Source organism: Methylorubrum aminovorans (assembly GCF_022179725.1).
Taxonomy (GTDB): Bacteria; Pseudomonadota; Alphaproteobacteria; order Rhizobiales; family Beijerinckiaceae; genus Methylobacterium; species Methylobacterium aminovorans.
Window position 1 is genome coordinate 36,485 of the sequence record NZ_BPRC01000004.1, and the last position, 23,372, is coordinate 59,856.

Consider the following 23,372-nt stretch of genomic DNA (forward strand, 5'->3'; position numbering starts at 1 on the left):
GTCGATGGGTTCGACGGGCCGGAGGCCTCAGTAGCGGGAGGGCACGATCATCGCGGGCGAGATCGGCGCGCGGATGTAGTCGGCATGCCGCACGCGGTCCGGCAGCAGCACCGGCGGGTGCTCGACGGGGCCGTAGGGGATTTGCTCCAGCAGGTGGCTGATGCAGTTGAGGCGGGCGCGGCGCTTGTTGTCCGCCTCGACCACCCACCAGGGCGCCTCGGGGATATGGGTGCGCGCCAGCATATCCTCCTTGGCGCGGGTGTAGTCCTCCCAGCGGCGGCGCGATTCGACGTCCATCGGCGAGAGCTTCCACTGCTTGAGCGGATCGGCGATGCGCATCCGGAAGCGCAGGGCCTGCTCGGCGTCGGTGATCGAAAACCAGTACTTCACCAGCCGGATGCCTGAGCGCACCAGCATGCGCTCGAATTCCGGCACGGAGCGGAAGAACTCCTCGACCTCGGCCTCGGTGCAGAAGCCCATGACGCGCTCGACGCCGGCGCGGTTGTACCAGGAGCGGTCGAACAGCAGGATCTCGCCGGCCGCCGGTAGGTGGGCGACGTAGCGCTGGAAGTACCATTGCGTGCGCTCGCGCTCGTTCGGGGCGGGCAGAGCCGCCACGCGGCAGATGCGGGGATTGAGGCGCTGGGTGATGCGCTTGATCACGCCGCCCTTACCGGCCGAATCGCGGCCCTCGAAGATCACGACGACCCGCAGGCCCTCGGTCTTCACCCAATCCTGAAGCCGGACCAGTTCGTGCTGGAGCCGGAGCAGCTCGCGAAAATAGGTGCGGCGGGAGGGCGCTTCGCCGTCGTCATGGTCCTCGTCGAAGCTGAGCTCCAGCTCCTCGTCGTAGCTGTCGGCCAGCTCCCGGCGGATCGCGTCGAAATCACTGGGGTTCGGGCGGCTGTCGTCGCGCATGGAGGCTCAGTCCGGTCGTCGGCTCGTACCCGACGCCTTAGAGCATCCTCATGTGACACAGCGGCGAAGGAGGCCGGTCTGCCGTCGAGCCGCGCCCGCGCGAAAGCGCCGATCGGCGCCATACCCGATCACCCTCCTACAGAAAGCGCTTCGACCCGACCCGTCACAGGATCTCGGGTTCGAGCGGTCCGCCTCAGTTGCGGACGGAGCCCGTGGTGGTCACCGAGACATGGGACTTGGCGGTGCCGGCGGTCGCAGGCTTGGGCTTCGAAGAATCGGCGCTCTTCTCGTCCTTGCCCGACTTCTCATCCTTGCCCGGCTTCTTGGCGAGCACCTTGCTGAAGGCACTCAGGTCGCCGTCGGCATCGGCGACCGCGATGCGGTTGGACTTTGCGGAACCCGGCGTCGTCTCACCCGGCTTGGCCGGTTCACGCACCGCCACCACCGTCGTCGGCTTCTCCCGCTCCTTACGGGCGGCCGCGGCCTTGGTCGGGCCGGGTGCGTCGGTGGAGGCCGCCGCAACGAGGACGGGCTTGCCCTTGGTGTCGACCTCGAACTCGTTCGGCCCGAGCGCGAGGCTCTCCGGGCGGCTGACCTCGCCGAGATGGTAGCGGCCATACTCCTTGGCGGTGTAGGCGAGCTCCTTCTCCTTGTCCTTCTCGTTCTCGATCAGGCTGGCGAAGGTCGGGTTCTCCGGCTTCTGCGGACGGAAGACCGGGTTCTGGAAGCCATCGTCGTAGACGACGCGAGTGGCGGGCGTGCCCTTGGCGATCAGCTCGGCGACCTCGTGGCTGTCGCGGTCGCGCTTCTCGGCGACCAGCGGATCGACCCGCGGCGTGCAATTGCCAGCCGCCACGTCAGCGCCGCCGAACACGTACCGGGTGCCGCAGGCCGCGACCCGCGGCTCCTCCTTGAGGGTCTCGAAGTAGTCCGAGCCCTCCTTGAGGTTCTTCCAGAAGGGCGCGTTGGGATCGTTGCGGAACTTGGCGATGTTCGAAGCCGTCATCCGAAACGGATAGGATTGAAACTGGAAGGCGCGCTGGCCGCCGTTGAAGGCCTCGCGGGCGATCGCGTAGATCTCCGACATCGAGGCGTCGGTCATGGCAAAGCAGCCTGACGACGAGCAGGTGCCGTGCACCATGATGTAGTTGCCGGTGCTGCCCTTGGCCCGGTCGATGGCGTTGGGGTAGCCGACGTCGAAGGACAGGTAGTAGCTGGAGTTCGGGTTCATCTGGCCCGGCGTGATCGTATAGAAACCTTCTGGGGCCTGCCGGTCGCCCTGCTTCAGCTTGGGCCCGAGCTGGCCCGACCAGCGGCAGATCGGGAAGGTCTTCAGGAGCGCGTACTGGCCGTTCGCGCCGCGCTTCCACACCTCCATCTCCGCTTCCTTCTTGAAGGCGCGGATCAGGATCGGGTCGGACTGGCTCATGCCCTTGGTCTGCATGAGCGCGAGAGTCTGCGGCGGGATGGGTGTCAGGCTGCGTGTCGAGGCACCGCCGAGCATGGCGCTGTCCTGACAGGCGCCGAGGGTCATCGCCAAGGCAACGGCAGCAGCCGCCACAAACGGACGCACAGCCATGGGGAACCCGTCCTTACGTGTCCTTGCCCGCAGGGCGCCTTCCGGCCCTTTTGCGGACGTCACTCCCCGAACCCAATAGACTCGCTAAGCTTACCCGGAGCTTACCGCAATCCAGTCATCCACTTTGTGGACAGGCGTTGCAGGGCGGTCACGGTTCCGCGGAAACGTGATCGCGCACCCGCAGCAGATCCTTCACGAAGGCGTCATCGGCTGGATCGGCGAAGCGGAGGCCGACCGAGGCCGAACAAACCTCGACCTTGAGCCAGTCCAAATGAGGATCCTGTTCGAGCGTGCTCGCGGCCCGATCGTCGCCCTGATGGAGTTGAAGCACCGTGAGGTGATTGTCCGCACCGCGCGCCTGCGCCCTCTCGACGAGCGCGTCGCGGATGAAATGCACCATCGCCGCCTCGGTGGGGAGAGCGGTCATTAGATAGAAGCGGTTTCGGGCGCCGGGCCGGTCCAGAGCCGCGCGCAGCCGCCGCACGCCGGCTTGCAGGAAGCGGTAATCCTCGTCGCTGGTCGCCGGGTCGTGGTGGTTGAACACGAACGGGATCGCGTGACGGTCCCGGTAGAGGAGATGGCGGCAGCGGGTTTCATTCGGCGCCTGCCGCTCGGCGAGCGGTGTGCTCTCGTAGTGCCGCCGGTCGAGAAGCGCCGCAAAATCGTCGGCGAGGCAATCGCGGACCATGCCCGGCGACGAGAAGATCCAATCGAACGGGGCCGACCAGGTCCGCAAGCCGAGTCCCTTCAGAATCTGCGCGGTGTGGCAATGGCTGCCGAGCGAGATGTGATTGACGGGGCCGGGCTCTCGGGTGTCTCGTCGGCCGAGGCGGCGCAGGCCGTCGAGCAGGCCCGCGCCGAAGCCGCGCGTCACAGCTTGCGGCCGATCTCGAGAAACTTCTGGGCGCGCCGGTCGCGGATCTCGTCGCGGCTCAGGCCCTCGAACGTCGAAAGCGAGCGCGCGATGGCCTCGCCGGTCGCGTCGAGAGCGGCCTGACGGTCACGGTGGGCACCGCCGGTGGCTTCCGGCACGATCGCATCGATGATGCCGAGGCGCAGCAGATCCTGCGCGGTGATCTTCATGGCGGTGGCGGCGTCGTGCGCGCGGCCCTGGTCGCGCCACAGGATCGAGGCGGCGCCCTCGGGCGAGATCACGCTGTAGATGGCGTGCTCCAGCATCAGAACCGTGTTGGCGGTGGCGATCGCAATGGCCCCGCCCGAGCCGCCCTCGCCGATGACGACGGCGACGTTCGGCACGCCGAGTGCGAGGCAGGCTTCGGTGGAGCGGGCGATAGCCTCGGCCTGGCCCCGCTCCTCCGCTTCGATGCCGGGGAAGGCGCCGGCCGTGTCGACGAAGGCGAGAACCGGCAGGCCGAAGCGGTCGGCGGTTTCCATCAGGCGCACCGCCTTGCGGTAGCCCTCTGGGCGGGCCATGCCGAAATTATGCCGCAGGCGCGCCTCGGTGGTCGCGCCCTTCTCCTGGCCGATCACGCAGACCGGGCGGCCGCGGAAGCGCCCGAAGCCGCCGATGATCGCTTCGTCCTCGCCGAAGCTGCGGTCACCGGCCAGCGGCGTGAATTCCTCGATCAGCCCGGCGCAGTAATCGACGAAGTGCGGCCGCTGGGGGTGGCGGGCGACCTGCGTCTTCTGCCAGGGGGTGAGCGCGGCGTAGATCTCGACGAGCGCCTGGGCCGCCTTGCCCTCGAGCCGGCCGACTTCCTCGCTGATCGAGACGGCGCCGTCGCGCTGGCCCAGAGCCTTGAGTTCCTCGAGCTTCGCTTCGAGTTCCGCCACGGGCTTCTCGAAGTCGAGATAGGAGCGCATCACCGCCATCGATCGTCGGTCCAACTCTTGTTCGGCAGCCGTGCATTCGCCCGGCATCCTGCGGCCGGCTGGCGCGAGGTGTTCGGGGAAGCGGGCATGGGTGTCAACCGCCGCTTTGCGTCAGGGCGTGCGGCGCAGCAAGATCGACTTCGCGCAGGCGTTGGGGCAAGCCATGGGGCGAGAGGGTCCGCGCGGCCCGCGCACCGGAGGGAATTCATGAGCCTGAAAGGGAAAGCCGCCGTCGTCACCGGCTCGACAAGCGGCATCGGCCTCGCCATCGCGCGCAGCTTCGCGAAAGAGGGCGCGAACGTGGTCCTCAACGGCTTCGGCAAGCCCGAGGAGATCGAGCGGACGCGCAGCGGCATCGAGAGCGAGTTCGGCGTCAAAGCGGCCTACTCACCCGCCGACCTCACCAAGCCCGACGCGATCGGCGGGCTGATCGAACTCTCGGTCGAGACGTTCGGCAGCATCGATATCCTCGTGAACAATGCGGGCGTGCAGTACGTCTCGCCGATCGAGGAATTTCCGGTCGAGAAGTGGGACCAGATCATCGCCCTCAACCTCTCCTCGGCCTTCCATACCCTGCGCGCGGCCGTGCCGCACATGAAGGCGAAGGGCTGGGGCCGGGTTATCAACACGGCCTCGGCGCACTCGATGGTCGCCTCGCCCTTTAAGTCGGCCTATGTCGCGGCCAAGCACGGCATCGTCGGGCTGACCAAGACCGCCGCCCTCGAACTCGCCACCCACGGCATCACCGTGAACTGCATCTCGCCGGGCTACGTCTGGACGCCGCTAGTCGAGAGCCAGATCCCGGACACGATGAAGGCGCGCGGCCTGACCAAGGAACAGGTGATCGAGGACGTGCTGCTCAAGGCGCAGCCCACCAAGGAATTCGTGACCGTCGATCAGGTGGCGGCGCTCGCCGTGTTCCTGTGCTCGGATGGAGCCAGCCAGATTACCGGCGCCAACATCGCCATGGACGGCGGCTGGACGGCGCAGTAGCGCCGTCCGCCCGAAACCGGAGCGCAGCCGGTGCCGCGCTCCGATGCCTCGTTCAGCGGCGCGAATGCAGCAGCAGCGCGAGGCCGTAGCCGACAGCGCCGGCGATCAGCAGGGCGAGGAAGGGGTTCTCGCCGACCTGGGTCTGAACCCGCTCGCGCCCGTCGCGCAGATAGGTGCCGCCGTGGCGGCTGACGCGGTCGTAGGCATCCTCGGCATAGCCGCCGACATCGTCGGCGATGTCGCGCACCGTGTCCTTGGCCTGACCGTAGATGCGCTGCGCCCGGCCCTCGGCCTCCCGATAGCGGCCCTCCAGCGAGTCCCGGTCCGAGCCGAGCGCGTCGCCCACCGCCCCTTGCGCCCGGCCACCGAAATCCTTCGCAGCGCCGACGACGCGATCCGTGTCAACCATGGCGGTACTCCTCGTTGTCCAAACCCTGCCCGCTACCTTGAGAGTTTAGGCGGGCGTCGGTCAGGAGAACGTTCGAGGACGGAAACGGTCCCGCGCCGCAGCGAAAAAGCGGGACTCGACGCGCTGAATGGGTCGCCGACGAGAGCATCGACTCCTTCCGAGAGCTGGTGGCCACCTTTCGGAACGATGCTCTCGTTTCCTGTTGCTGGGTCGCCTTATTCCGACAGCCGGTGACCACCTTTCAGGACGATGCTTTAGCCCGCCTCGGCGAGCGCGACCGCCCGCGGCGGCGGCAGGTTCGAGCGCAGCTCGCGGCTCACCGCCGAGGAGGCCGCGACGGTGCCGAGATTGACGTAGGTCTCGTGATTCTTCTCGATCGCCGAGAGGTCGTAGAGGTAGTTCACCATCAGCCCGTAGGACTGCTTGAGACCCTTCTTCGAGGTGTCGCCCAAGAAGTTCACCCGTTCCAGCCGGGCGCCGTTGCCGAGATGGAAGCGGGCGACCGGATCGAGCGGGCGGCCCTTCTCGTTCTTGGCGCGCAGGAAATAGGCCGCCGCCGCCGGCAGCATCGCCCGCCGCACGGCCTCGCACTTGGCCTTGTCGGTTCGCCAATCCTCGGTGTCGAGCAGGCGCAGCGTCTCGACGTCCTCTCGGGTCAGGCCCTGCGGCGCGTCCGCGCCGCGCTCGCGGTCGAGCCAGGTGCGGAAGCCCGGCACCGGCGAGAGCGTGACGAAGGTCTTCAGCGAGGGGATCTCGCGGGCGAGATCCTCGACCACCTGCTTGATGAGGAAGTTGCCGAAGGTGACACCGGCCAGACCCTTCTGGCAGTTCGAGATCGAATAGAAGATCGCGGTCGTGGCCCCCCGCGCGGGCACCGGCTCGCGGCCGTCGGCGAGGATCGGCTGGATCGCCGGCGCGATCGCGTTGGTGAGCGCCACCTCGACAAAGATCAGCGGTTCATCGAGCAGGGCCGGGTGGAAGAAGGCGAAGCAGCGCCGGTCCGTCGGCTGGATGCGCCGACGCAGTTCATCCCAATCGGCGATTTCGTGGACCGCCTCGTAGCGGATGATCTTTTCCAGGATGTGGGCCGGCGTCGACCAGTCGATCGGGCGCAGCACCAGGAAGCCCCGGTTGAACCAGGAGGCGAACAGGTGCTCGAAATCGCTGTCGAGGCTCGCCGCCGCGTCGATGGTATCCGGCGCGGCCTCGCGCTCCTTCAGGCGCTTACGCAGGGCGAACAGATCTTCGCGCATGCGCACCAGCGCCAGGGTGCCGCCGCGGGCGAGGTTCAGGCGCCGGATCAGCTCCTGAGAGCGGGGCTCGGCGGCCTCGTGAAGCATCCCGAGACGCGCCCGCGTCGGCTCGGCGCGGTAGGCCGCGATGGCCGCATCGACCGAATCGTGGTCGGCGCCGAACTCGGTCGCGATGTGTTCGAGGAAGGCGAGCCGCTCTTCCAGGGGAAAGACGGCGTAGCGGTCGAGGATCAACCGGGCCAGCGCCACCCCGGAGGCCTCACCTCTTCGGGAGATCAGATCCTCGCAGAGTCGCGCAAGGTCGGCCGGATTGGCCGTCCGCGCGAGGTCGGTGCGCGCCAGGCCGATAAGATCGCGGCCCCGGTCGCTGATGGTCTGGATGAGATCACCGAGGAACGAGATCGCCGCCATGACCGAACAAGCCCCTGGATCTGCCGAGCCGACCCGTCACAGGCTCGGCTGTTTCCAGAACCTAGGGCCTGCATCGCGTCGACGCCAGACGTACAGGGTGTGGCAACCCCGCGTCGAGCCGCGCCGATGATGCGAGTCCGCCGGACGTGACGAGTCTCGACGCGTTCCCCGTCGATCGGCCGGCGCCGCTAAAGTTCCGCCTCCGCAGGGGCCGCAAGATCCACCGTATCGGCCCGCTCACGCCAGTCAGTCACGCCGCGCGCGCGGGCGAAGCGGATCTCCGCCGCCTTCAGTGCGCGCTCCGGATCGCGTGCGCGGGCGATCTCCACGAAGCCGACCGTGAAGGGCACTCCGAGGATCTGCTTCGCGAAGTGGACGCGGTAGTTCGGCATACACGACTCCTTCTGTTGAAGCGGCTGCCAGGCGCTTGCAGAAGATGTGCGCCATCGCGCGCCCATCCGCAACTGTCTACCCGGCCAAGCCGCTGCAAAGGCTGTGCCTTTTCCATACAGCCCTTTATATGGGTGTGACGGCGGAGGCATGCTACCACTGGATATCTGAACGGGAGCGGACACTCTGCCGCGCGGCAATTGCAGAGCTGTCCGCCTGTCCGGGGCTGGTCTTCCGGCTGCAGCCTGCCGTATGGGGCGGGCCATGCAAACCGCTTCGCCTCTCAGCGCCCCACGGGGCCGTTTCCCCGTGCTTCCGGCGCCTCACCGATGAGCGGCGCCACGAACGACGGACGCGCCCTGTCGACCACGACGCGAATCGGACTCACCCTGATCGCAGGCGGTGCGGTCGCCAACATCTACTACAACCAGCCGCTGCTCGCGGTCCTCGTCACCGAGTTCGGCGAGCGAGCGGCGCTGCTCGTGCCGACCGCCAGCCTCGTCGGCTACGGACTCGGCATCTTGTTTCTCGTGCCGCTGGGCGACGCCTTGCCGCGGCGCGACCTCATCGTCTGGCAATTGCTCGGTCTGGCCGCCGCGCTGGTCGCCGCCGCACTCAGCCCGAATCTCGCCGTGCTCGCGGCGGCGAGCCTCGTCATCGGCGTGCTCGCCTGCGCAGCGCAGCAGGCGGTGCCCTTCGCCGCCGAACTCGCGCCCGATGCGAGTCGGGGGCGGATCGTCGGCGGCGTGATGACGGGCCTGCTCTCCGGCATCCTGCTGGCCCGCACCGCGAGCGGCTTCGTCGGTGCGCAGTTCGGCTGGCGCGCGGTGTTCTTCGCCGCCGCTGGCCTCGCCGTGGTCATGGCCGGGGTGGCGTTGCGCACCCTGCCGCGCAGCGCGCCGACCCGACGCCTGCGCTACCGCGCGTTGATGACCTCGCTGCTGCATCTCGTGCGCAGCCAACCGATCCTTCGCAACGCCAGCCTGTCGCAGGCGCTGCTGTTTGCCAGCTTCAACGCCTTCTGGGCGACGCTGGCCCTTCTCGTCGAGGCGCCGCCCTTCAACCTCACCGCGGCCGGCGCCGGACTGTTCGGCGTCATCGGCGTCGCGGGGGCGCTGATCGCCCCCTATTCCGGCCGCTACAGCGACCGGCGCGGCGCCCGGCCGGTGGTGATCGCGGGCAGCCTCTTCGTGGCAGCAGCTTTCGTCGTGCTGGCGCTCGCCGGGCAGGTCTCGCTCGTCGCCATCGGCGCGGGCGTGCTGCTGCTCGACATCGGCATCAACGGCGCGCTGATCGCCAACCAGACCCGCGCCTACGCTCTCGCACCGGGCGCCCGCGGCCGGATCAACACCGTGCTGTTTACCGCAATCTTCATCGGCGGGGCAGCCGGCGCCTTCCTCGGCTCGCGGGCCTTCCTGCTGGCGGGCTGGCTCGGAGTCTGCGCCGTCGGCGGCGCCTTCGCACTGGCTGCCCTGGCGGTGTCCTGGCGCGGCGGCCGGTCGCGGCCTACCTGAGCACCCGCGAGAGGCGGCACCACGCCGCCTTGTCGGGCGGCAGGCCGAAGCGCAGCCGCGCCGGCGCCTCCCTGAACCGCCGCACGTAGATCCCCGCCGCGCCGAGCGCCCGGAACAGGCCCGGCCCGTCGGGAAAATCCGCCGTGCGGAACAGGGCGGTGCCGCCGACGATCCGTCCTCCGGCCCGCGCGATCATCCGGTCGAGGCGAGCCGCGTCCTGCGCGCGCGCCGCGGCGGCCTCGCGGCGCCACGCGGCGTCCGGCAGCGCCGCGAGGCCGGCGAGGATGGCCGGACCCGAGACGGCCCATGGCCCCAAGGCGGTCTCGATGCGCCGCGCCAGGTCCGGCTCGGCGAGGGCGAAGCCGAGCCGCAACCCGGCGAGCCCGTAGGTCTTGCCGAAGGAGCGCAAAACTACGAGGCCGGGCCGCGGAGAGGCCGCCTCCACCGGCTCCAAATCGGCGAAGGCCTGATCGAGCACCACAAGGCCCCTGCCGGCCTGCGCCAGCGCCTCGACCGAGAACACGCGCCCGTCGGGATTGTTGGGGCTTACCGCGACCAGAATGTCGGCCTCGGCGGCCTCGGCCGGATCATCCACCATCCGCACATCATGGCCGGCGCGGGTCCAGGCGGCGGCGTGCTCGGCATAGGTCGGTCCGACCACCGCAACGCGGGCGGGCGGCAGGAGCCGCGGAAGGGTCTCGATCAGGATCTGCGTGCCGGGCGCGGCCGCGACATGGTCGGGCCCCGGCGCGCCGTAGGCCGCCGCCGCCGCCGCCTTGAGCCGGGCGAGGTCGCCGGGGGAGGGCAGGCGGTGCAGGGCACTGGCTTCGAGCGGCGGCAGCGGATAGGGCACCGGGTTGATGCCGGTCGAGAGGTCGAGCCACGGCTCGGGCGCGTCCGGAAACAGCCGGCGGGCGGCGTCGAGATCGCCACCATGCGCGATTGCATCCTTTTCACCGTCCTCCCGCACCTCGCCTCCGTCCCTTCCGCTCCGCACCGACCCTGCCAACGATGTCCTGGATCGCCCTAACTCATCCGCCCGACACCCTCGGCATCCTGGCGCTCGCGCTGCTGATCGAGGCCGTCGCGGGCTATCCCGAACGCCTCTACAGGGCGCTTGGCCACCCTGTCACCTGGATCGGCCGGCTGATCGCCGCGCTGGAGCGCGGACTGAACCGGGGCGCTCCTGCCGCACGCCGGCTCGGCGGTGTTCTGGCGCTCGTGCTCCTGCTGACGGTCACGACCGCCGTCGCCCTCGCCCTGACCGCGATCGCCGCCCTCGCGGGCTACGGCGCCGGCTTGATTGTCCTCGCCCTTCTCGCCGCGAGCCTTCCGGCGCAGCGCAGCCTGTTCGTCCATGTCCGGCGCGTTTCCGCCGCCCTGCGAACGGAGGGCCTTGCCGGCGGCCGCACGGCCGTCTCGATGATCGTCGGGCGCAATCCCGACAGCCTCGACGAGGCGGCGGTGTGCCGGGCGGCGATCGAGAGCTTGGCGGAGAACTTTTCTGACGGCATCGTCGCGCCGGCCTTCTGGATCGGCGCGGGCGGCCTTACCGGCGGCGCGCTCTACAAGGCGATCAATACCGCCGACAGCATGATCGGCCACCGCACACCGCGCTACGAGGCGTTCGGCTGGGCCTCCGCCCGCCTCGACGACCTCGTCAACCTGCCGGCCTCGCGGCTCACGGCGCTGCTGCTGGTCGTATCCGCAGCGCTGAGCCGGAACGTCTCCGCCAAGGGTGCGTGGCGGGCGATCCGCCGCGACGCGGGCCAGCACCGCTCGCCGAATGCCGGCTGGCCGGAGGCGGCCATGGCCGGCGCGCTCGGCCTGCGGCTCGCCGGCCCGCGCATCTACGGGGCCACGCGCGTCGAGGACGCCTGGATGGGCGACGGACGGGCGGAGGCTAACGCCGACGACATCGTTCGCGCGTTGAAGCTCTACCGGACCGCCTGCGCGTTGCAATTCACAATAGTCGTTGCCGCGACCGGGATCTGGCTCTACGTTTTATAAACACTCTGAGATCGACGCAGTATTTCCGAATATATGTTTCACGCTGTCCGAAATAGACAGGAGATCGCGGCCATGCGCCTCGCCAGTAGCATCTGTCTTGCTTTCCTCCTCGGATCGGGCGCGACCGCGGCGGGTGCCAAGGACACGATCCTGGAACCCGAGAACAGGCGTTATACCTTCAAGGAAGACTTGAAGGGCGCGGGCAAGAAGGACGATGCGGCGGGCGCCTACGATGTCAGCGGTATCGCTTGCATCCTGCGCGACTCGGGCAAGCGGCGCTGCCTCGTCGTGAACGACGAGGGGCGCAAGGCCCAGTTCCTGAAGATCGACGAGCGCAGCATCGAGCCCAAGAAGACGATCGACCTGATCGGCAAGGCGCCGGACCCGAAGACGCGCGGAACGGTGTTCGCCGGCAAGCAATGCCCGGACAAGAGCCCCGCCAAGTTCAAGGAATTCGACGGCGAGGGCGTCGCCTACGCCAAGCCGTACTTCTACGTCGTCGGCTCGCACGGATGCGGCCGCAAGAAGGACACGCTCAACACCTCGGCGATGATCCTCGCTCGCATCCGCGTCGATGGGCAGGGCAAGCCGGACGTGGAGGACGAGGATGAGCCGGAGGGTGCCATCGAGACCACCTATCGCCTCGGCGAAGTCCTGGCAGGGGCGGACAGGGTCGGCGCGTCCTTCCTCGAGAGTCTGAGCGAAGCGAACGGCCTCAATATCGAGGGAATCGCGGTGGTGAAGGACCGGCTCTACGCCGGACTACGCGCGCCCTCGATCGACGGGGAAGCCTTCCTCGTCGAGGCCGATGTCGATGGCCTGTTCGCGGACGGGCACGGCGCCTATCAGGGGAAGCGGAGGACGATCCCGATCAAGGTCGGCCAGGATGCCGGGATCCGCGATCTCACGGCCCTCGACGACGGGCGCCTGCTGGTGCTCACGGGACCGGCCCAGGAGCAGCCCAAGGTCGCCTACAAGCTCTTCCTGTTCGATCCCGGCAAGGGCGGCGAGCCGCAGCTCGTCGGCGAACTGGACGAACTCGACGATGCCGAGCGCGCCGGCAAGCCCGAGGCGGTCACCGTGATCGGATCGAACCGGGTCCTGATCCTGTTCGACAGCCTGAAGAACGGCGGAGCGCGCGCCTACAAGGTGCCGGCCAAGCTGATGATCGAGGAGTAACGAAGTCGGCTGTCAGCTCAGGCGCAGCAGCCCGTCGCAGTCGAGATGCGCCTCGAGATGGTCGGCAAACCGGTCGAGCACCGCTTCGATGCCCGCCTCGTAGCGGCTGGAGCCCGGCGCGGCGCCGAGCCGGGCGAGCCAGGCGGCCCGTTGGCGGTCGTCGGCGAACAGGCCGTGGACATAGGTGCCGGCAACGAGCCCGTCGCGGGAGACCGCCCCATCGGCCCGGCCGTCGGAAAAGCGCAGCAGGGGCCGGGCGGTGTCCGGCCCGGTCGTGTCGCCGACATGCATCTCGTAACCGGCAAACGGTTCATCGTCCGCCAGCGTCGTGCCGGTGACGGCGACGAGGCGCTTGGCGTCCGTCATCACCGTCTCGACATCGAGCAGGCCGAGGCCCGGCAGGGTGCGCGGCGCCCCTTCGATGCCCTTCGGGTCGGCGATGGAGCGACCGAGCATCTGGTAGCCGCCGCATAACCCGAGCACCCGCCGCCCGCGGCGCAGATGCGCGCGGATGTCGATGTCCCACCCTTGCGCGCGCAGACATTCGAGATCGTCGATCGTGGTCTTCGAGCCCGGCAGGATGAGGAGGTCGGCTTCCGCGGGGACCGGCGTGCCGGGCGGTACGAAGACGACACCGACGCCGGGCTCCTGTCGCAGAGGGTCGAGGTCGTCGAAATTGGCGATGTGGGGAAAGCGCAGCACCGCGATCAGCGGACCGGCGCCGTCGCGGCGACCTTGAGGGGCATCGAGCGCCACCGCATCCTCCGGCGGCAGGCGGGCGGCGTCGGGGAAAAACGGCACGAGGCCGAACGGCGACCAGCCGGTGCGTGCGGCGATCAGGGCCATGCCGTCGGCAAAGAGCGTCGGGTCGCCGCGGAAGCGGTTGACGATGAAGCCGCGGATCATCGCCGCATCGTCCGGCTCCAGCACGGCCTGCGTGCCGACGAGGCTGGCGATGACGCCGCCCCGGTCGATGTCGCCGACGAGCACCACCGGCGTCCCCGTGGCGCGGGCAAAGCCCATATTGGCGATGTCGCCCTTGCGCAGGTTCACCTCGGCCGGCGAGCCCGCGCCCTCCACGAGCACGATGTCGGCCTCACCACGCAGCCGCTCGAAACTGTCGAGCACCGATTCCATCAGGCGCGGCTTCCAGGCCTGATACTCGCGCGCCTTGGCGGTGCCGATCATGCGCCCTTGCACCACCACCTGCGCGCCGACCTCGCTCTGGGGCTTGAGCAGCACCGGGTTCATGTGGACCGAGGGCGCGACCCGCGCGGCGCGGGCCTGGAGCGCCTGGGCGCGGCCGATCTCGCCGCCATCCGCGGTGACGGCAGCGTTGTTCGACATGTTCTGCGGCTTGAATGGACGCACCGTCAGGCCGCGCCGGGTGAAGGCGCGGGCGAGCCCCGCCACCAGCAGCGACTTGCCGACATCGGACCCGGTCCCCTGGATCATCAGGGCGCGGGTCATCGGCGGTTCTTCGTGTCGAGCGCGGGCATGATCCTGCCATGGCACCGACGCCGGCCAGCGTCGAGCCGGATCTATGCGGGCCGGTGTCGCCCGCGTTCGGTCTTCAGCCAGTGCAGCGCGCCCGCGGCGTCGGAGACGGCGGGTACGTCGGGCAGGGCAGGGCGGGCGACGATGACCACCGGCAAGCCGAGCCGGCGCGCCGCCTCGATCTTCGGATAGGTCGCCGCGCCGCCCGAGTTCTTCGTCACCAGCACCTCGATCCGGGCCTCGCGCATGAACCGGATCTCGTCCGCGAGCGCGAAGGGGCCGCGGGCGCTCACCGTCACGAGGTTCGGCACCGGCAGCGCATCGCCGACCGGCTCGATGGTGCGCACGACGTAGGCGTGCTGCGGGGCGGGAGCAAAGGCGGACAGCTCCTGCCGGCCAATGGTGAGGAACACCGTTCGTGGCGCCGGCCCGAGCGCGTCGAGGCAGGCCGGTACGCTCGCGGCCTCGGTCCAGTCGTCGCCGGGCTGCCGCTCCCAGGCCGGGCGGCGCAGGGCGAGTAGCGGAACGGCGGCGGCCCGGCAGGCCGCAGCGGCATTGGCCGAGATCCGCGCGGCGAAGGGATGGGTCGCGTCGATCACCGCGTCGATGCCGTTTCCGGTCAGCCATCGCGCCAACCCCTCGGCCCCGCCGAACCCGCCGACGCGCATCGGCACCGGCTCGGGCCGCGGCGCGGCCGTGCGGCCGGCAAGGGAGAGCGTCACCGCGAAGTCCGTCTCGGGGGCGAGCCGGGCGACGAGCGCGCTCGCCTCGGTGGTGCCGCCGAGCACGAGCACCCGCATCGGAGGAGGGGCGGGAATCGGCTTGGGATGGCGCGCGGGAGAACCCTGGTCGGCGGCTCCGGACATTCGTACAACCTGTCTCGCCCGCGATCAGCCCGGCACGAGTCGGGCAAGGTTTTCGACGTGAGACCCTTCTGCCGCGATTGCCTGACGATGCAAGCCGAGGGCGCCCTACGGTGCCGCGGCTGCGGCTCGCCGCGCCTGCTCGCTCACCCCGTCCGCGACGGGCTCACCATCGCCCATGTCGATTGTGACGCGTTCTACGCGGCGATCGAGAAGCGCGACGACCCGTCGCTGCGGGACAAGCCGCTCATCATCGGCGGCGGGAAACGCGGCGTCGTCTCGACCGCCTGCTACCTCGCGCGGATCTCCGGCGTGCGCTCGGCCATGCCGATGTTCGAGGCGTTGAAGCGCTGCCCCGACGCCACCGTGCTGCGGCCCGACATGGAGAAATATGCCCGCGTCGGGCGCGAGGTGCGGGCGATGATGCTGGCGCTGACCCCGCTGGTCGAGCCCGTCTCCATCGACGAGGCGTTCCTCGATCTGTCCGGCACCGAGCGCCTGCACGGCACCAGCCCGGCCCTGACGCTCGCCCGCTTCGCCGCGCGGGTCGAGACGGAGGTCGGCATCACGGTCTCGGTGGGATTGTCCGTCAATAAGTTCCTGGCCAAGATCGCCTCCGACCTCGACAAGCCCCGCGGCTTCTCGATCATCAGCGGCGAGGAGGCCGCCGCCTTCCTCGCCGACAAGCCCGTCGGCATCCTGCCCGGCATCGGCGAGAGCGCCCGCAACCGGCTCGCCGCGCTCAACATCCACAGGGTCGGCGACATCCTGCGCGCCGATCCCGTGCGCCTGCAGGCCTCGCTCGGCCGTGACGGCCTGCGTCTGATCGATCTCGCGGCCGGCCGTGACCGGCGGCCGGTGCGCCCGACCCGCGAGGCCAAGAGCGTCTCGGCCGAGACGACCTTCTCGACCGATCTCACCCGGTTCGAGGATCTGCGCCCGATCCTGTGGCGGTTGTGCGAGAAGGTGTCGGCCCGGCTGAAGCGGGCGGAACTCGCCGCCGGCAGCGTCACGCTGAAGCTGAAGGACGCGCGGTTCCGGCTGCGTACCCGCACCCGCGGCGGCCTCAAACCCACGCAGCTCGCCGACCGGCTGTTTCACGAGGGTGAGCCGATGCTGCGGGCCGCCTGCGACGGCACCGCCTTTCGGCTGATCGGCATCGGCGGCGGCGATCTCTGCGGCGCGATCCACGCCGACCGCGGCGACCTCGCCGATCAGGGCATCGAGCGCGTCGCCCGCCGGGAGGCGGCCCTCGACCGGCTGCGCGAGAAGTTCGGCAGCGGGGCGATCCAACGCGGCCTCGTCTTCACCGGCGAACCGGAGCGGCGCCGGACGGAGCCGGCAAAGCCCAGGGCTTGAGGTCGCGGGGCTCAGGCCGGCTCCCGGCGGTCCTGCGGCCCTGGCGCGGTCTCCTCGCCGTCGCCGCGGATGACGCTGATGCTGCCGTCCCCCTCCAGCGAGGCGAGCCGCACGAAGGCCGGATCGTCGACTCCCTGCAGGCGCAGCTGGGTCATGAGTTCGGAATGCGTGATCATCTCGCGACGCATGTTCCGCCAGCAGATGCGACCATCGACGACGAGGGGGAGCCGCTTCGGCGTCATGAAGCGCTCGAAGGCGGGAAAGCGGAAAGCGAGCCAGTCGATGGCGTAGTTCCACCCGACGATCGTCAGCACCAGCAGGATGCCCTCGGTCAGCGACTTGTACTCGTTGGAGAAGGCGTTCTGCGAGACGTCGGCGATCAGGACGATGACCAGCAGGTCGGCAAGGCTCACGGCGCCCGCCTGGCGCTGCATGACGAAGCGCATGACGAGGAACAGCGCGAGGTACATGACGGTACCGCGCAGGGCGATCTCCAGCAGGGAGTGCTCCGGCACGAACAATGCTCGCCAATCGGGCATTCGCCCCTCCGCCTCGCTCAACCGCCTCGGACGACCGTGCGCCCGTTGCGTCGCTGCGCGCACAGGGAACGGCCGTCATTCGACGAGAAACGCATCAGGGTCTCGGGCCGATGCGGCTCAATCCGCCCCTTCGTCGGGAATGTTGAGCAGGGTGCCGCAGGCCTTGCAGTGCACCGCGTCCGGCTCGTGCCGCTGCAAGCCGCAGGCGGGACAGGGGAAGCGTACCTTGTAGGGCCGGAACAGGACCTGTGCGAGGCGCAGGAACAGCGTGACGCCGCAGATCATCACCACGACCGAGATCAGGCGGCCGCCCGTGCCCTGCAGGGTGACATCGCCGTAGCCCGTCGTCGTGAGCGAGGTGACGGTGAAGTACAGCGCATCGACGTAGTTGCCGATGTTCGGGTTCGAGCCGTGCTGCGTCGCGTAGACGAGGCTCGTCATGATGAAGATGAACACCGCGAGGTTCACCACCGCGATGATCACCTCCTCGTTGCGACGGAAGAACGGAAGGTCCGCCCGCAACCTGTCGAGCAGTTGATAGGTCCTCAGCAGCCGCAGCGTGCGCAGGATGCGCAGGAAGCCGGCCCCCTCACCGACAATGGGTGCGAGAAAGGAGGCGATCGCCGCCACGTCCGCCCAGGTCGTCGGCCGCACGAACTCGCGTACCGGCCGCGGGCAGATCGCCAGCCGTGAGACGAAGTCGGCAGCAACGGCCACACCGATCAACACGTCGATTCCCTCGATCAGCGGTGGCCGGGGAAGAAACGAGGAGACGATGATGAACAGGAGGGTGGCGAAATCGAACGCGAGAAGGCCGTAGCGGAAGCGATGCGCGCGGTCACTGCTTCCCTCGTAGAGCTCCCGCAGACTCTGCCTCAGGCCCGCCATCTCGCCACACGCTGCCGCCGCCGCTCGGGGCTCCGGCAGCATGAACGTTCCTCAGGGTCAGCCCGATCCGTCGACGATGTCGCTTCGACGACCCAAAGCTATTTCAAGGCTATTTCTTGCAATCGGCCCCGGATTTCGCGTCCGCCTTGGCGAGGTCGAGGCGGCTCATGGTGCCGTTGATGGCGAAATCCCCATAATCGAGGTTCAACCGCCCGCTGACGCCGTCCTCGTAGAGGTCGAAGGTAAGGGTATAGATCGGCGTCCGCTCGCCCTCGCCGGGAGTGAAGTAGCTCAAGGTCACCGGCCAGCGCCGCATGCCGGCGTGGTCGCCCTCGCGCAGGGGCTTGTCGCGCTCGGTGTCGGAAGCGGGCGCCGCGCTCGGGCGGCCGATGATCGCCAGCGTATCGTAGACCTTGCGCCCATCGTCCGAGCCGTCGAAAACCTTCGCCGCCACAGTGGTCTCGCCCGCCTTGGCCGCCTGAATCAGGCGGATCATGTGGTGGATCGGGAACATCACCGCGCCGTCCGTCTGGAACTGGTCGCGCTTGGGCTCCTTGAGCTTCACCTTGAGGGCGTCGCCCGACTCCGCCGTCCCGTCCACCGCCGGCGACGGCGCGTTATTGAGGATGGTCGTGGTGCGGAAGCGGAAGCTCTTGCCGTCGCCGTTCTCAAAGGTCGTGCTGCGCAAATCCGAGGTGCGATCGCCGGACTCGCCGGAATCGATCATTGTTACCTGCCGCGTCTGCATGGTGTAGCCACGGCAGGCATCGCCCGAGAAATCGATGACGATACGCCCGCGCACACCCTCGACCGCCCGCGTGCCGGTGGAACGGGCCAGCGACAGGTCGTAGACCGCCCGGTGGTTGGTCAGCCGGATCGCGGTCTCGTCCGGAACCGGCGCAGCCGGCCCGGCGGCCGCAGCGGGTCCGGGCAACACGGCGAGAAGGAATAGGGCCGGCGCGAGGCGCAGTCGCATGCGATCTCCCAAGATCCGCTCAAGAAGGGTTGTCCACAGTCGACAGGCCGGCGGATGACGCCCGTGACATAGGCATTGTGCCTGCCGGGACAATCTTTTTCGGCGGTCGTTCGAGCAAGGGCGGCGGCGCTGTGATGGCCGTCACGCCCGCTCGAAAGTGTTGGCACATCGCGCCTTCGGCGATTGTCGGATCCGGAAAAGAGCAATTTTACGCAACGCGTTAAGCCGCCCACCAGACTTGGCCACTCGAGCGCCGGAACCGTTGAAGGGCCTCGTCGGCCGAGTCGGAATGGCAGTGGAAACCGGCTCGTGGAACGCTGCGACCCTTGCTCCGCGGCCGAGCTGTCCTGTAGTCTCCACAGCGTCGCCAACGGCAGCTTTGGCGTCTGTTAACCGACATGTGCAGGGCCGAATCAAGAGCCCTGGCGAGGTCTGCTGTCGCTCCGCGGGGCCGAGACGCCGCGCGGTCGGTCGGTTTTGCGTACAAAGGACGTGTCGACGTGGAGGGGGCAATGACGGAAGCGGTCCCGAGCTGGACGGATGAACGCGTCGAGCTGCTTCGCCGCCTGTGGGACGATGGCCTGAGCGCAAGCCAGATCGCCCTTCAGCTCGGCGGCGTCTCCCGCAATGCCGTCATCGGCAAGGTCCACCGCCTCGGGCTCGCAGGTCGCGTCAAGCCGATCGGTCCGGCCGCGGTCCAGGGGCGTCGCAAGGATGACTTGGCCGCCGAGGTCGAGATCGAGGCGGTGATCGTCGAAGAGCCGACGCTGCCGGAGCCGCCGGCGATCGTGGCGCATCGCCCCGCTCCGAACTTCCCGCTGCCTCCGACGCCGGCTCCGGAGCCCGTAGCGCTCGCTGTCTCCGAGCGGGTCACGATCATGGATCTGCGCGACTCCATGTGCCGCTGGCCGATGGGCGATCCGACGTCGCCGGAATTCCGCTTCTGCGGCGCCCGCGCCATCACGGGCCTGCCCTACTGCACCCAGCACGCGCAGGTCGCCTATCAGCCGGCGGCCGAGCGCAAGCGCGACCGTCGTGTCGCCGGCTTCCGCTGAGTCATTCGAAGAGCGTTGCGCGGTTCCGCCGGGGACCGCGCAGTGTCCTGATCTCTAAGGCCCAGCTCGCGAAAGCCAGTCGGCCAGCGCCGTACAATCTCGTCAGGCTGATAATCGAATCCAATTGATCGCTTCGCCGACGTTCGTGGTGACAGGTGCGGCGAGATCCGAGGCAATCGACCGGAAACCGCACAAGTCTGGTGGCTGCGCGGTCTGACGCCGGCCTCCTGTGCCTTCGCCGAGATCGGATCCAATCGGTCGATCAGTCCCCGAGCGCTCCCGCCTTCACTCGGCGCCGGCAAACATCTCGTCGAACGAGTAGCCGGAGCCGCGCACGGTGCGGATCGGATCGCTCTGGCGCGGGCGGTTGATCGCCTTGCGCAGGCGGCCGACATGGACGTCGACCGTGCGCTCGTCGATATAGACGTCGTGGCCCCACACTCCGTCGAGCAATTGCTCGCGCGAGAAAACCCGGCCGGGGCTCTGCATCAGATATTCGAGCAGCTTGAACTCGGTGGGCCCGAGATGGATCTCGCGGCCCTGGCGGCGGATGCGGTGACTGACGCGGTCGAGTTCGATGTCCCCGGCCACCAGCATGTCGGCGACATGAGCAGGCTTGGATCGGCGCAGCAGGGCGCGCACGCGCGCGAGCAGCTCCGGCACCGAGAACGGCTTGACGACGTAGTCGTCGGCCCCCGTCGAGAGGCCACGCACGCGGTCAGTCTCTTCGCCGCGGGCGGTCAGCATGATGACGGGCAGCCGCTCCGTCTCGCGCCGCGCCCGGATGCGGCGGCACAGCTCGATCCCCGAGAGCCCCGGAACCATCCAGTCGAGCAGGACGAGATCGGGCGTCATCTCGTGAAGACGCAGGTCCGCCTCATCACCGCGGATCGCGACATCGACCGCGAAGCCTTCCGCTTCGAGGTTGTAGCGCAGCAGAGTCGTCAGCGATTCCTCGTCCTCGACGATCAGGATGCGCGCACTCGTCATCGTCCGTCTTTCCATCCGTTGCGTCCGGCCCGGTCCCTCGATCGGGCAGGCCGGAGACGCGTCTTCGACGCCGCGCGTCTCGAGCACCTTCGTTAGGCGCCCGGCGTCACTGTCGCGTAGTTCGAAGCGTCGTTCTTGGGCCGCTCAGCCGTCGGCGTCTCGCCGGTGACGAGGTACTCGATCGTCTCCGCCACGTTGGTGGTGTGATCGCCGATGCGCTCCACGTTCTTGGCGCAGAACAGGAGGTGGGTACAGAACGAGATGTTGCGCGGATCCTCCATCATGTAGGTCAGGAGTTCGCGGAACAGCGAATTGTACAGCGCGTCGATGGCGCTGTCGCGCTGCCACACCTCGTGGGCGGCGGTCACGTCGCGGCTGGCATAGGCATCGAGCACGTCCTTAAGCTGTTCCTGCACGAGGTCGCTCATGTGCTGGACGCCGAGCACGATCTTCTGCGGCTGCGCCTGATCGCTGATCGCCACGACGCGCTTGGCGATGTTCTTGGCGAGATCACCGATCCGCTCGAGGTCGCCCGAGACGCGAATACCGGAGATCGTCTCGCGCAGATCGATGGCCAGCGGCTGGCGCCGGGCGATCAGGAGAACCGAGCGCTCCTCGATTTCCCGCTGCAGCAGGTCGAGGCGCTTGTCGGCGACGATCACCGCCTGGGCGAGCGTCGTATCCCGACGCACCAGGGCGTCGGTGGCATCCGTCATCATCTTCTCGGCCACGCCGCCCATCTCGGCGATGGAGCGGCGCAGGTTCTCGAGGTCGGTGTCGTAAGAGGAGACGATGTGCTCGGCCATGTCGCGCATTCCCGATCAGGCAGTCGGACGAGAGCGCTCTCGGATCGACGTGGACGCGGGTCCGGCGACGGTGAGAGCCTCGAAACGAGGACGCAGGGTGGATCGCGACGGCATTGCAGTCGCGATCGGGCTTAACCGAAGCGGCCGGTGATGTAGTCCTGGGTCTGCCGCTTGGCCGGATTCATGAAGATCTTCGTGGTGGCGTCGAACTCGATCAGCTCGCCGAGATACATGAAGGCGGTGAACTGCGAGATGCGCGCGGCCTGCTGCATGTTGTGGGTCACGATGACGATCGTGAAATCAGCCCGCAACTGCTCGATCAGCTCTTCGATGCGGCCGGTCGAGATCGGGTCGAGGGCCGAGGTCGGCTCGTCGAACAGAATCACTTCCGGGCGCTGGGCCACGGTGCGGGCGATGCACAGGCGCTGCTGCTGGCCGCCCGACAGGCCGGTGCCGGGCTGCTTGAGCTTGTCCTTCACCTCGTCCCACAGGGCCGCCTTGCGCAGCGATTCCTCGACGCGGCCATCCAGCTCCGACTTGGGCAGCTTCTCGTAGAGGCGCAGGCCGAAAGCAACGTTGTCGTAGATCGACATCGGGAAGGGCGTCGGCTTCTGGAACACCATGCCGATGCGCGAGCGCAATTCGTTGAGATCGACCCTGGAGTCGAGAACGTTCTGCCCGTCGAGCAGGATCTCACCCTCGGCGCGCTGCTCCGGGTAGAGGCTGTAGATGCGGTTGAAGGTGCGCAGCAGCGTCGATTTTCCGCAGCCGGACGGGCCGATCAGCGCCGTGACCTGCCGGTCGCGGAAATCGAGGTTGATGTCTTTCAGGCCGTGAAAGCTGCCGTAGTAGAAGTTCAGGTCTTTCACGGCGATGCGCACGGGCGCTTTGACGTCGGCCGGGCTACGGCCCTCGAACTGGCTGCGGATCGCGGGGGAGGCGCTCATCGGATCTCTCGTCGGTAGGAGGTCTGTCCCGGGGCCTTCAGCGCGGCCGCTGGTCCTTGATCACGAAGCGGGCCACCACCGACAGGGCAAGGATGGTGACAGTGATGAGGAGTGCGCCCGACCAAGCGAGGCTCTGCCAGTTCGGGTAGGGCGAGAGGGCGAACTGGTAAATCATCACCGGCAGGTTCGGCACGCCGCCGAGCAGGTTGGTGTTGAACCAACTGTTGTTGTTCAGCGCCGTGAACAGGAGCGGCGCGGTCTCGCCGGCGATGCGGGCGAGCGCCAGGATGATGCCGGTGACGATGCCCGCGCTCGCCGCGCGCCAGGTCACCGCACGGATGACGAGGGAGCGGGGGGCGCCGAGCGCCGCGCCGGCCTCGCGCATCTGGCCCGGCACGAGGCGCAGCATGTCCTCGGTGGTGCGCACGATCACCGGCGTGGCGATGATGGCAAGCGCCACCGCGCCGGCCCAGCCGGAATAGGTGCCCATCGGCCGGACCATCAGCGTGTAGACGAACAACCCGATCAGGATCGACGGCGCGGAGAGCAGCACGTCATTGAGGAAGCGGATGATGTCGGCGAGCTTCGAGGTGCGGCCGTACTCGGCGAGGTACGTGCCGGCCATCAGCCCGATCGGCGTGGCGATGAGGATGCCCAGGAACGTCATGATGAGGCTGCCGAGGATGGCGTTGGCGATGCCGCCGCCCTCGGAGCCGGGGCCAGGCGTCGGCGCCGTGAACAGCGAGGGCGAGAAGCCCTTCACACCCTCGACGATCAGCATGAGCAGGATCGAGCCGAGGACAACGATGCCCAGTAGGGTGGCGATCGTGCTGGCGAGGATCAGCACGCGGTCGGCGACCCGCCGGCCTGAGCGCACACGGCTGACGATCGGCGTGCGCTCGGCCGTCGCGATGGGGTTGCTGGCGTCCATGGTTCGGCGTCCCTCGGGCTCGGGCGGTCTGG

The 23,372-nt window shown here is 68.6% G+C and carries 23 protein-coding genes; 6 read left to right on the forward strand and 17 right to left on the reverse strand.

The features are described 5' to 3' along the window. Window positions 1-27 precede the first annotated feature (27 nt). From ppk2 to MFF24_RS08075, 4 genes are all read right to left on the reverse strand, one after another. Window positions 28-918 (reverse strand): polyphosphate kinase 2, encoded by an 891-nt coding sequence (gene ppk2, locus MFF24_RS08060; protein ID WP_238223806.1) that lies wholly within the window; start codon window positions 916-918, stop codon window positions 28-30. A gap of 193 nt (window positions 919-1,111) precedes the next feature. Beyond that, entirely contained in the window at window positions 1,112-2,497 is a 1,386-nt protein-coding gene (locus tag MFF24_RS08065; RefSeq protein WP_238223808.1) for a L,D-transpeptidase family protein, read from the reverse strand. A gap of 148 nt (window positions 2,498-2,645) precedes the next feature. Further along, complete coding sequence (locus MFF24_RS08070; protein WP_238223810.1) at window positions 2,646-3,371, reverse strand: DUF1796 family putative cysteine peptidase; 726 nt, start codon at window positions 3,369-3,371, stop codon at window positions 2,646-2,648. Continuing rightward, complete coding sequence (locus MFF24_RS08075; RefSeq protein ID WP_197711661.1) at window positions 3,368-4,321, reverse strand: acetyl-CoA carboxylase carboxyltransferase subunit alpha; 954 nt, start codon at window positions 4,319-4,321, stop codon at window positions 3,368-3,370. Before MFF24_RS08075 ends, MFF24_RS08070 begins: the two co-directional genes overlap by 4 nt. Before the next feature lie 216 nt (window positions 4,322-4,537). Between MFF24_RS08075 and MFF24_RS08080 the strand changes: the two genes are divergently transcribed. Further along, entirely contained in the window at window positions 4,538-5,323 is a 786-nt protein-coding gene (locus MFF24_RS08080) for a 3-hydroxybutyrate dehydrogenase (protein ID WP_238223812.1), read from the forward strand. 52 nt (window positions 5,324-5,375) lie between these two features. On the opposite strand, the gene MFF24_RS08085 is transcribed toward MFF24_RS08080, so the two are convergent. From MFF24_RS08085 to MFF24_RS08095, 3 genes are all read right to left on the reverse strand, one after another. Then, window positions 5,376-5,732, reverse strand: a complete 357-nt coding sequence (locus MFF24_RS08085; RefSeq protein WP_108942596.1) for a CsbD family protein — start codon at window positions 5,730-5,732, stop codon at window positions 5,376-5,378. Window positions 5,733-5,986: 254 nt separating this feature from the next. Then, the gene (locus MFF24_RS08090; protein WP_133088927.1) at window positions 5,987-7,396 is read right to left on the reverse strand and encodes a malonyl-CoA decarboxylase; all 1,410 of its coding nucleotides are present in this window, start codon (window positions 7,394-7,396) and stop codon (window positions 5,987-5,989) included. A 188-nt stretch (window positions 7,397-7,584) separates the two neighbouring features. Continuing rightward, window positions 7,585-7,788, reverse strand: a complete 204-nt coding sequence (locus MFF24_RS08095) for a hypothetical protein (protein ID WP_108942594.1) — start codon at window positions 7,786-7,788, stop codon at window positions 7,585-7,587. 327 nt (window positions 7,789-8,115) lie between these two features. On the opposite strand from MFF24_RS08095, the gene MFF24_RS08100 reads away from it, so the two are divergent. Then, window positions 8,116-9,300, forward strand: coding sequence for an MFS transporter (locus MFF24_RS08100; RefSeq protein ID WP_238223813.1), 1,185 nt, complete (start codon window positions 8,116-8,118; stop codon window positions 9,298-9,300). Here MFF24_RS08100 and cobD read toward each other — a convergent pair. Further along, window positions 9,293-10,270: a threonine-phosphate decarboxylase CobD gene (gene cobD / locus MFF24_RS08105; protein WP_238223815.1), complete on the reverse strand. Its 978-nt coding sequence runs from the start codon at window positions 10,268-10,270 to the stop codon at window positions 9,293-9,295. The two genes, MFF24_RS08100 and cobD, sit on opposite strands and share 8 nt — an antisense overlap. Window positions 10,271-10,311: 41 nt before the next feature. Here cobD and cbiB point away from each other — a divergent pair, with 41 nt between their 5' ends. Together cbiB and MFF24_RS08115 are read left to right on the forward strand one after the other, a co-directional pair. Next, the gene (gene cbiB / locus MFF24_RS08110; protein WP_238223817.1) at window positions 10,312-11,310 is read left to right on the forward strand and encodes an adenosylcobinamide-phosphate synthase CbiB; all 999 of its coding nucleotides are present in this window, start codon (window positions 10,312-10,314) and stop codon (window positions 11,308-11,310) included. A gap of 72 nt (window positions 11,311-11,382) precedes the next feature. Next, window positions 11,383-12,489, forward strand: a complete 1,107-nt coding sequence (locus MFF24_RS08115) for a DUF3616 domain-containing protein (protein WP_238223818.1) — start codon at window positions 11,383-11,385, stop codon at window positions 12,487-12,489. Between the two features lie 12 nt (window positions 12,490-12,501). Here the strand turns inward: MFF24_RS08115 and MFF24_RS08120 are convergent, their stop codons facing one another. Further along, entirely contained in the window at window positions 12,502-13,959 is a 1,458-nt protein-coding gene (locus MFF24_RS08120) for a cobyric acid synthase (protein ID WP_238223819.1), read from the reverse strand. Between the two features lie 71 nt (window positions 13,960-14,030). After that, complete coding sequence (locus MFF24_RS08125; protein WP_238223821.1) at window positions 14,031-14,852, reverse strand: cobalt-precorrin-6A reductase; 822 nt, start codon at window positions 14,850-14,852, stop codon at window positions 14,031-14,033. A 57-nt stretch (window positions 14,853-14,909) separates the two neighbouring features. Between MFF24_RS08125 and MFF24_RS08130 the strand changes: the two genes are divergently transcribed. Beyond that, window positions 14,910-16,208 carry a DNA polymerase IV gene (locus tag MFF24_RS08130; RefSeq protein ID WP_283214484.1) on the forward strand — a complete coding sequence of 433 codons (1,299 nt, stop codon included), beginning with the start codon at window positions 14,910-14,912 and terminating at the stop codon, window positions 16,206-16,208. Between the two features lie 11 nt (window positions 16,209-16,219). Here MFF24_RS08130 and MFF24_RS08135 read toward each other — a convergent pair whose 3' ends face one another. The 3 genes from MFF24_RS08135 to MFF24_RS08145 all read right to left on the reverse strand — a co-directional run bounded on the left by MFF24_RS08135 (window position 16,220) and on the right by MFF24_RS08145 (window position 18,611). Next, entirely contained in the window at window positions 16,220-16,747 is a 528-nt protein-coding gene (locus tag MFF24_RS08135; protein WP_238223823.1) for a DUF421 domain-containing protein, read from the reverse strand. Between the two features lie 117 nt (window positions 16,748-16,864). Further along, window positions 16,865-17,635: a potassium channel family protein gene (locus MFF24_RS08140; protein ID WP_162940661.1), complete on the reverse strand. Its 771-nt coding sequence runs from the start codon at window positions 17,633-17,635 to the stop codon at window positions 16,865-16,867. 109 nt (window positions 17,636-17,744) lie between these two features. Beyond that, window positions 17,745-18,611 carry a cell envelope integrity EipB family protein gene (locus MFF24_RS08145; protein ID WP_238223825.1) on the reverse strand — a complete coding sequence of 289 codons (867 nt, stop codon included), beginning with the start codon at window positions 18,609-18,611 and terminating at the stop codon, window positions 17,745-17,747. Between the two features lie 512 nt (window positions 18,612-19,123). On the opposite strand from MFF24_RS08145, the gene MFF24_RS08150 reads away from it, so the two are divergent. Beyond that, entirely contained in the window at window positions 19,124-19,666 is a 543-nt protein-coding gene (locus tag MFF24_RS08150; RefSeq protein ID WP_108942585.1) for a GcrA family cell cycle regulator, read from the forward strand. 285 nt (window positions 19,667-19,951) lie between these two features. Here MFF24_RS08150 and phoB read toward each other — a convergent pair whose 3' ends face one another. The 4 genes from phoB to pstA all read right to left on the reverse strand — a co-directional run bounded on the left by phoB (window position 19,952) and on the right by pstA (window position 23,340). Continuing rightward, window positions 19,952-20,656, reverse strand: coding sequence for a phosphate regulon transcriptional regulator PhoB (phoB, locus tag MFF24_RS08155; RefSeq protein WP_108942584.1), 705 nt, complete (start codon window positions 20,654-20,656; stop codon window positions 19,952-19,954). Between the two features lie 92 nt (window positions 20,657-20,748). Beyond that, on the reverse strand, window positions 20,749-21,462 hold the full coding sequence (phoU, locus tag MFF24_RS08160) for a phosphate signaling complex protein PhoU (protein ID WP_133088938.1): 714 nt from the start codon (window positions 21,460-21,462) through the stop codon (window positions 20,749-20,751). A 131-nt stretch (window positions 21,463-21,593) separates the two neighbouring features. After that, window positions 21,594-22,409 carry a phosphate ABC transporter ATP-binding protein PstB gene (gene pstB / locus MFF24_RS08165; protein ID WP_133088939.1) on the reverse strand — a complete coding sequence of 272 codons (816 nt, stop codon included), beginning with the start codon at window positions 22,407-22,409 and terminating at the stop codon, window positions 21,594-21,596. 37 nt (window positions 22,410-22,446) lie between these two features. After that, window positions 22,447-23,340: a phosphate ABC transporter permease PstA gene (gene pstA, locus MFF24_RS08170; protein ID WP_108942582.1), complete on the reverse strand. Its 894-nt coding sequence runs from the start codon at window positions 23,338-23,340 to the stop codon at window positions 22,447-22,449. Between the last annotated feature and the right edge of the window lie 32 nt (window positions 23,341-23,372).

Excerpts from the sequence above, each read along its gene's own strand:
- ppk2 (WP_238223806.1), bottom strand. The coding sequence starts at position 918 with ATGCGCGACGACAGCCGCCCGAACCCCAGTGATTTCGACGCGATCCGC.
- MFF24_RS08065 (WP_238223808.1), bottom strand. The coding sequence starts at position 2,497 with ATGGCTGTGCGTCCGTTTGTGGCGGCTGCTGCCGTTGCCTTGGCGATG.
- MFF24_RS08075 (WP_197711661.1), bottom strand. The coding sequence starts at position 4,321 with ATGCGCTCCTATCTCGACTTCGAGAAGCCCGTGGCGGAACTCGAAGCG.
- MFF24_RS08080 (WP_238223812.1), top strand. The coding sequence starts at position 4,538 with ATGAGCCTGAAAGGGAAAGCCGCCGTCGTCACCGGCTCGACAAGCGGC.
- MFF24_RS08085 (WP_108942596.1), bottom strand. The coding sequence starts at position 5,732 with ATGGTTGACACGGATCGCGTCGTCGGCGCTGCGAAGGATTTCGGTGGC.
- MFF24_RS08090 (WP_133088927.1), bottom strand. The coding sequence starts at position 7,396 with ATGGCGGCGATCTCGTTCCTCGGTGATCTCATCCAGACCATCAGCGAC.
- MFF24_RS08095 (WP_108942594.1), bottom strand. The coding sequence starts at position 7,788 with ATGCCGAACTACCGCGTCCACTTCGCGAAGCAGATCCTCGGAGTGCCC.
- MFF24_RS08100 (WP_238223813.1), top strand. The coding sequence starts at position 8,116 with ATGAGCGGCGCCACGAACGACGGACGCGCCCTGTCGACCACGACGCGA.
- cbiB (WP_238223817.1), top strand. The coding sequence starts at position 10,312 with ATGTCCTGGATCGCCCTAACTCATCCGCCCGACACCCTCGGCATCCTG.
- MFF24_RS08115 (WP_238223818.1), top strand. The coding sequence starts at position 11,383 with ATGCGCCTCGCCAGTAGCATCTGTCTTGCTTTCCTCCTCGGATCGGGC.
- MFF24_RS08120 (WP_238223819.1), bottom strand. The coding sequence starts at position 13,959 with ATGACCCGCGCCCTGATGATCCAGGGGACCGGGTCCGATGTCGGCAAG.
- MFF24_RS08125 (WP_238223821.1), bottom strand. The coding sequence starts at position 14,852 with ATGTCCGGAGCCGCCGACCAGGGTTCTCCCGCGCGCCATCCCAAGCCG.
- MFF24_RS08135 (WP_238223823.1), bottom strand. The coding sequence starts at position 16,747 with ATGCCCGATTGGCGAGCATTGTTCGTGCCGGAGCACTCCCTGCTGGAG.
- MFF24_RS08140 (WP_162940661.1), bottom strand. The coding sequence starts at position 17,635 with ATGGCGGGCCTGAGGCAGAGTCTGCGGGAGCTCTACGAGGGAAGCAGT.
- MFF24_RS08145 (WP_238223825.1), bottom strand. The coding sequence starts at position 18,611 with ATGCGACTGCGCCTCGCGCCGGCCCTATTCCTTCTCGCCGTGTTGCCC.
- MFF24_RS08150 (WP_108942585.1), top strand. The coding sequence starts at position 19,124 with ATGACGGAAGCGGTCCCGAGCTGGACGGATGAACGCGTCGAGCTGCTT.
- phoB (WP_108942584.1), bottom strand. The coding sequence starts at position 20,656 with ATGACGAGTGCGCGCATCCTGATCGTCGAGGACGAGGAATCGCTGACG.
- phoU (WP_133088938.1), bottom strand. The coding sequence starts at position 21,462 with ATGGCCGAGCACATCGTCTCCTCTTACGACACCGACCTCGAGAACCTG.
- pstB (WP_133088939.1), bottom strand. The coding sequence starts at position 22,409 with ATGAGCGCCTCCCCCGCGATCCGCAGCCAGTTCGAGGGCCGTAGCCCG.
- pstA (WP_108942582.1), bottom strand. The coding sequence starts at position 23,340 with ATGGACGCCAGCAACCCCATCGCGACGGCCGAGCGCACGCCGATCGTC.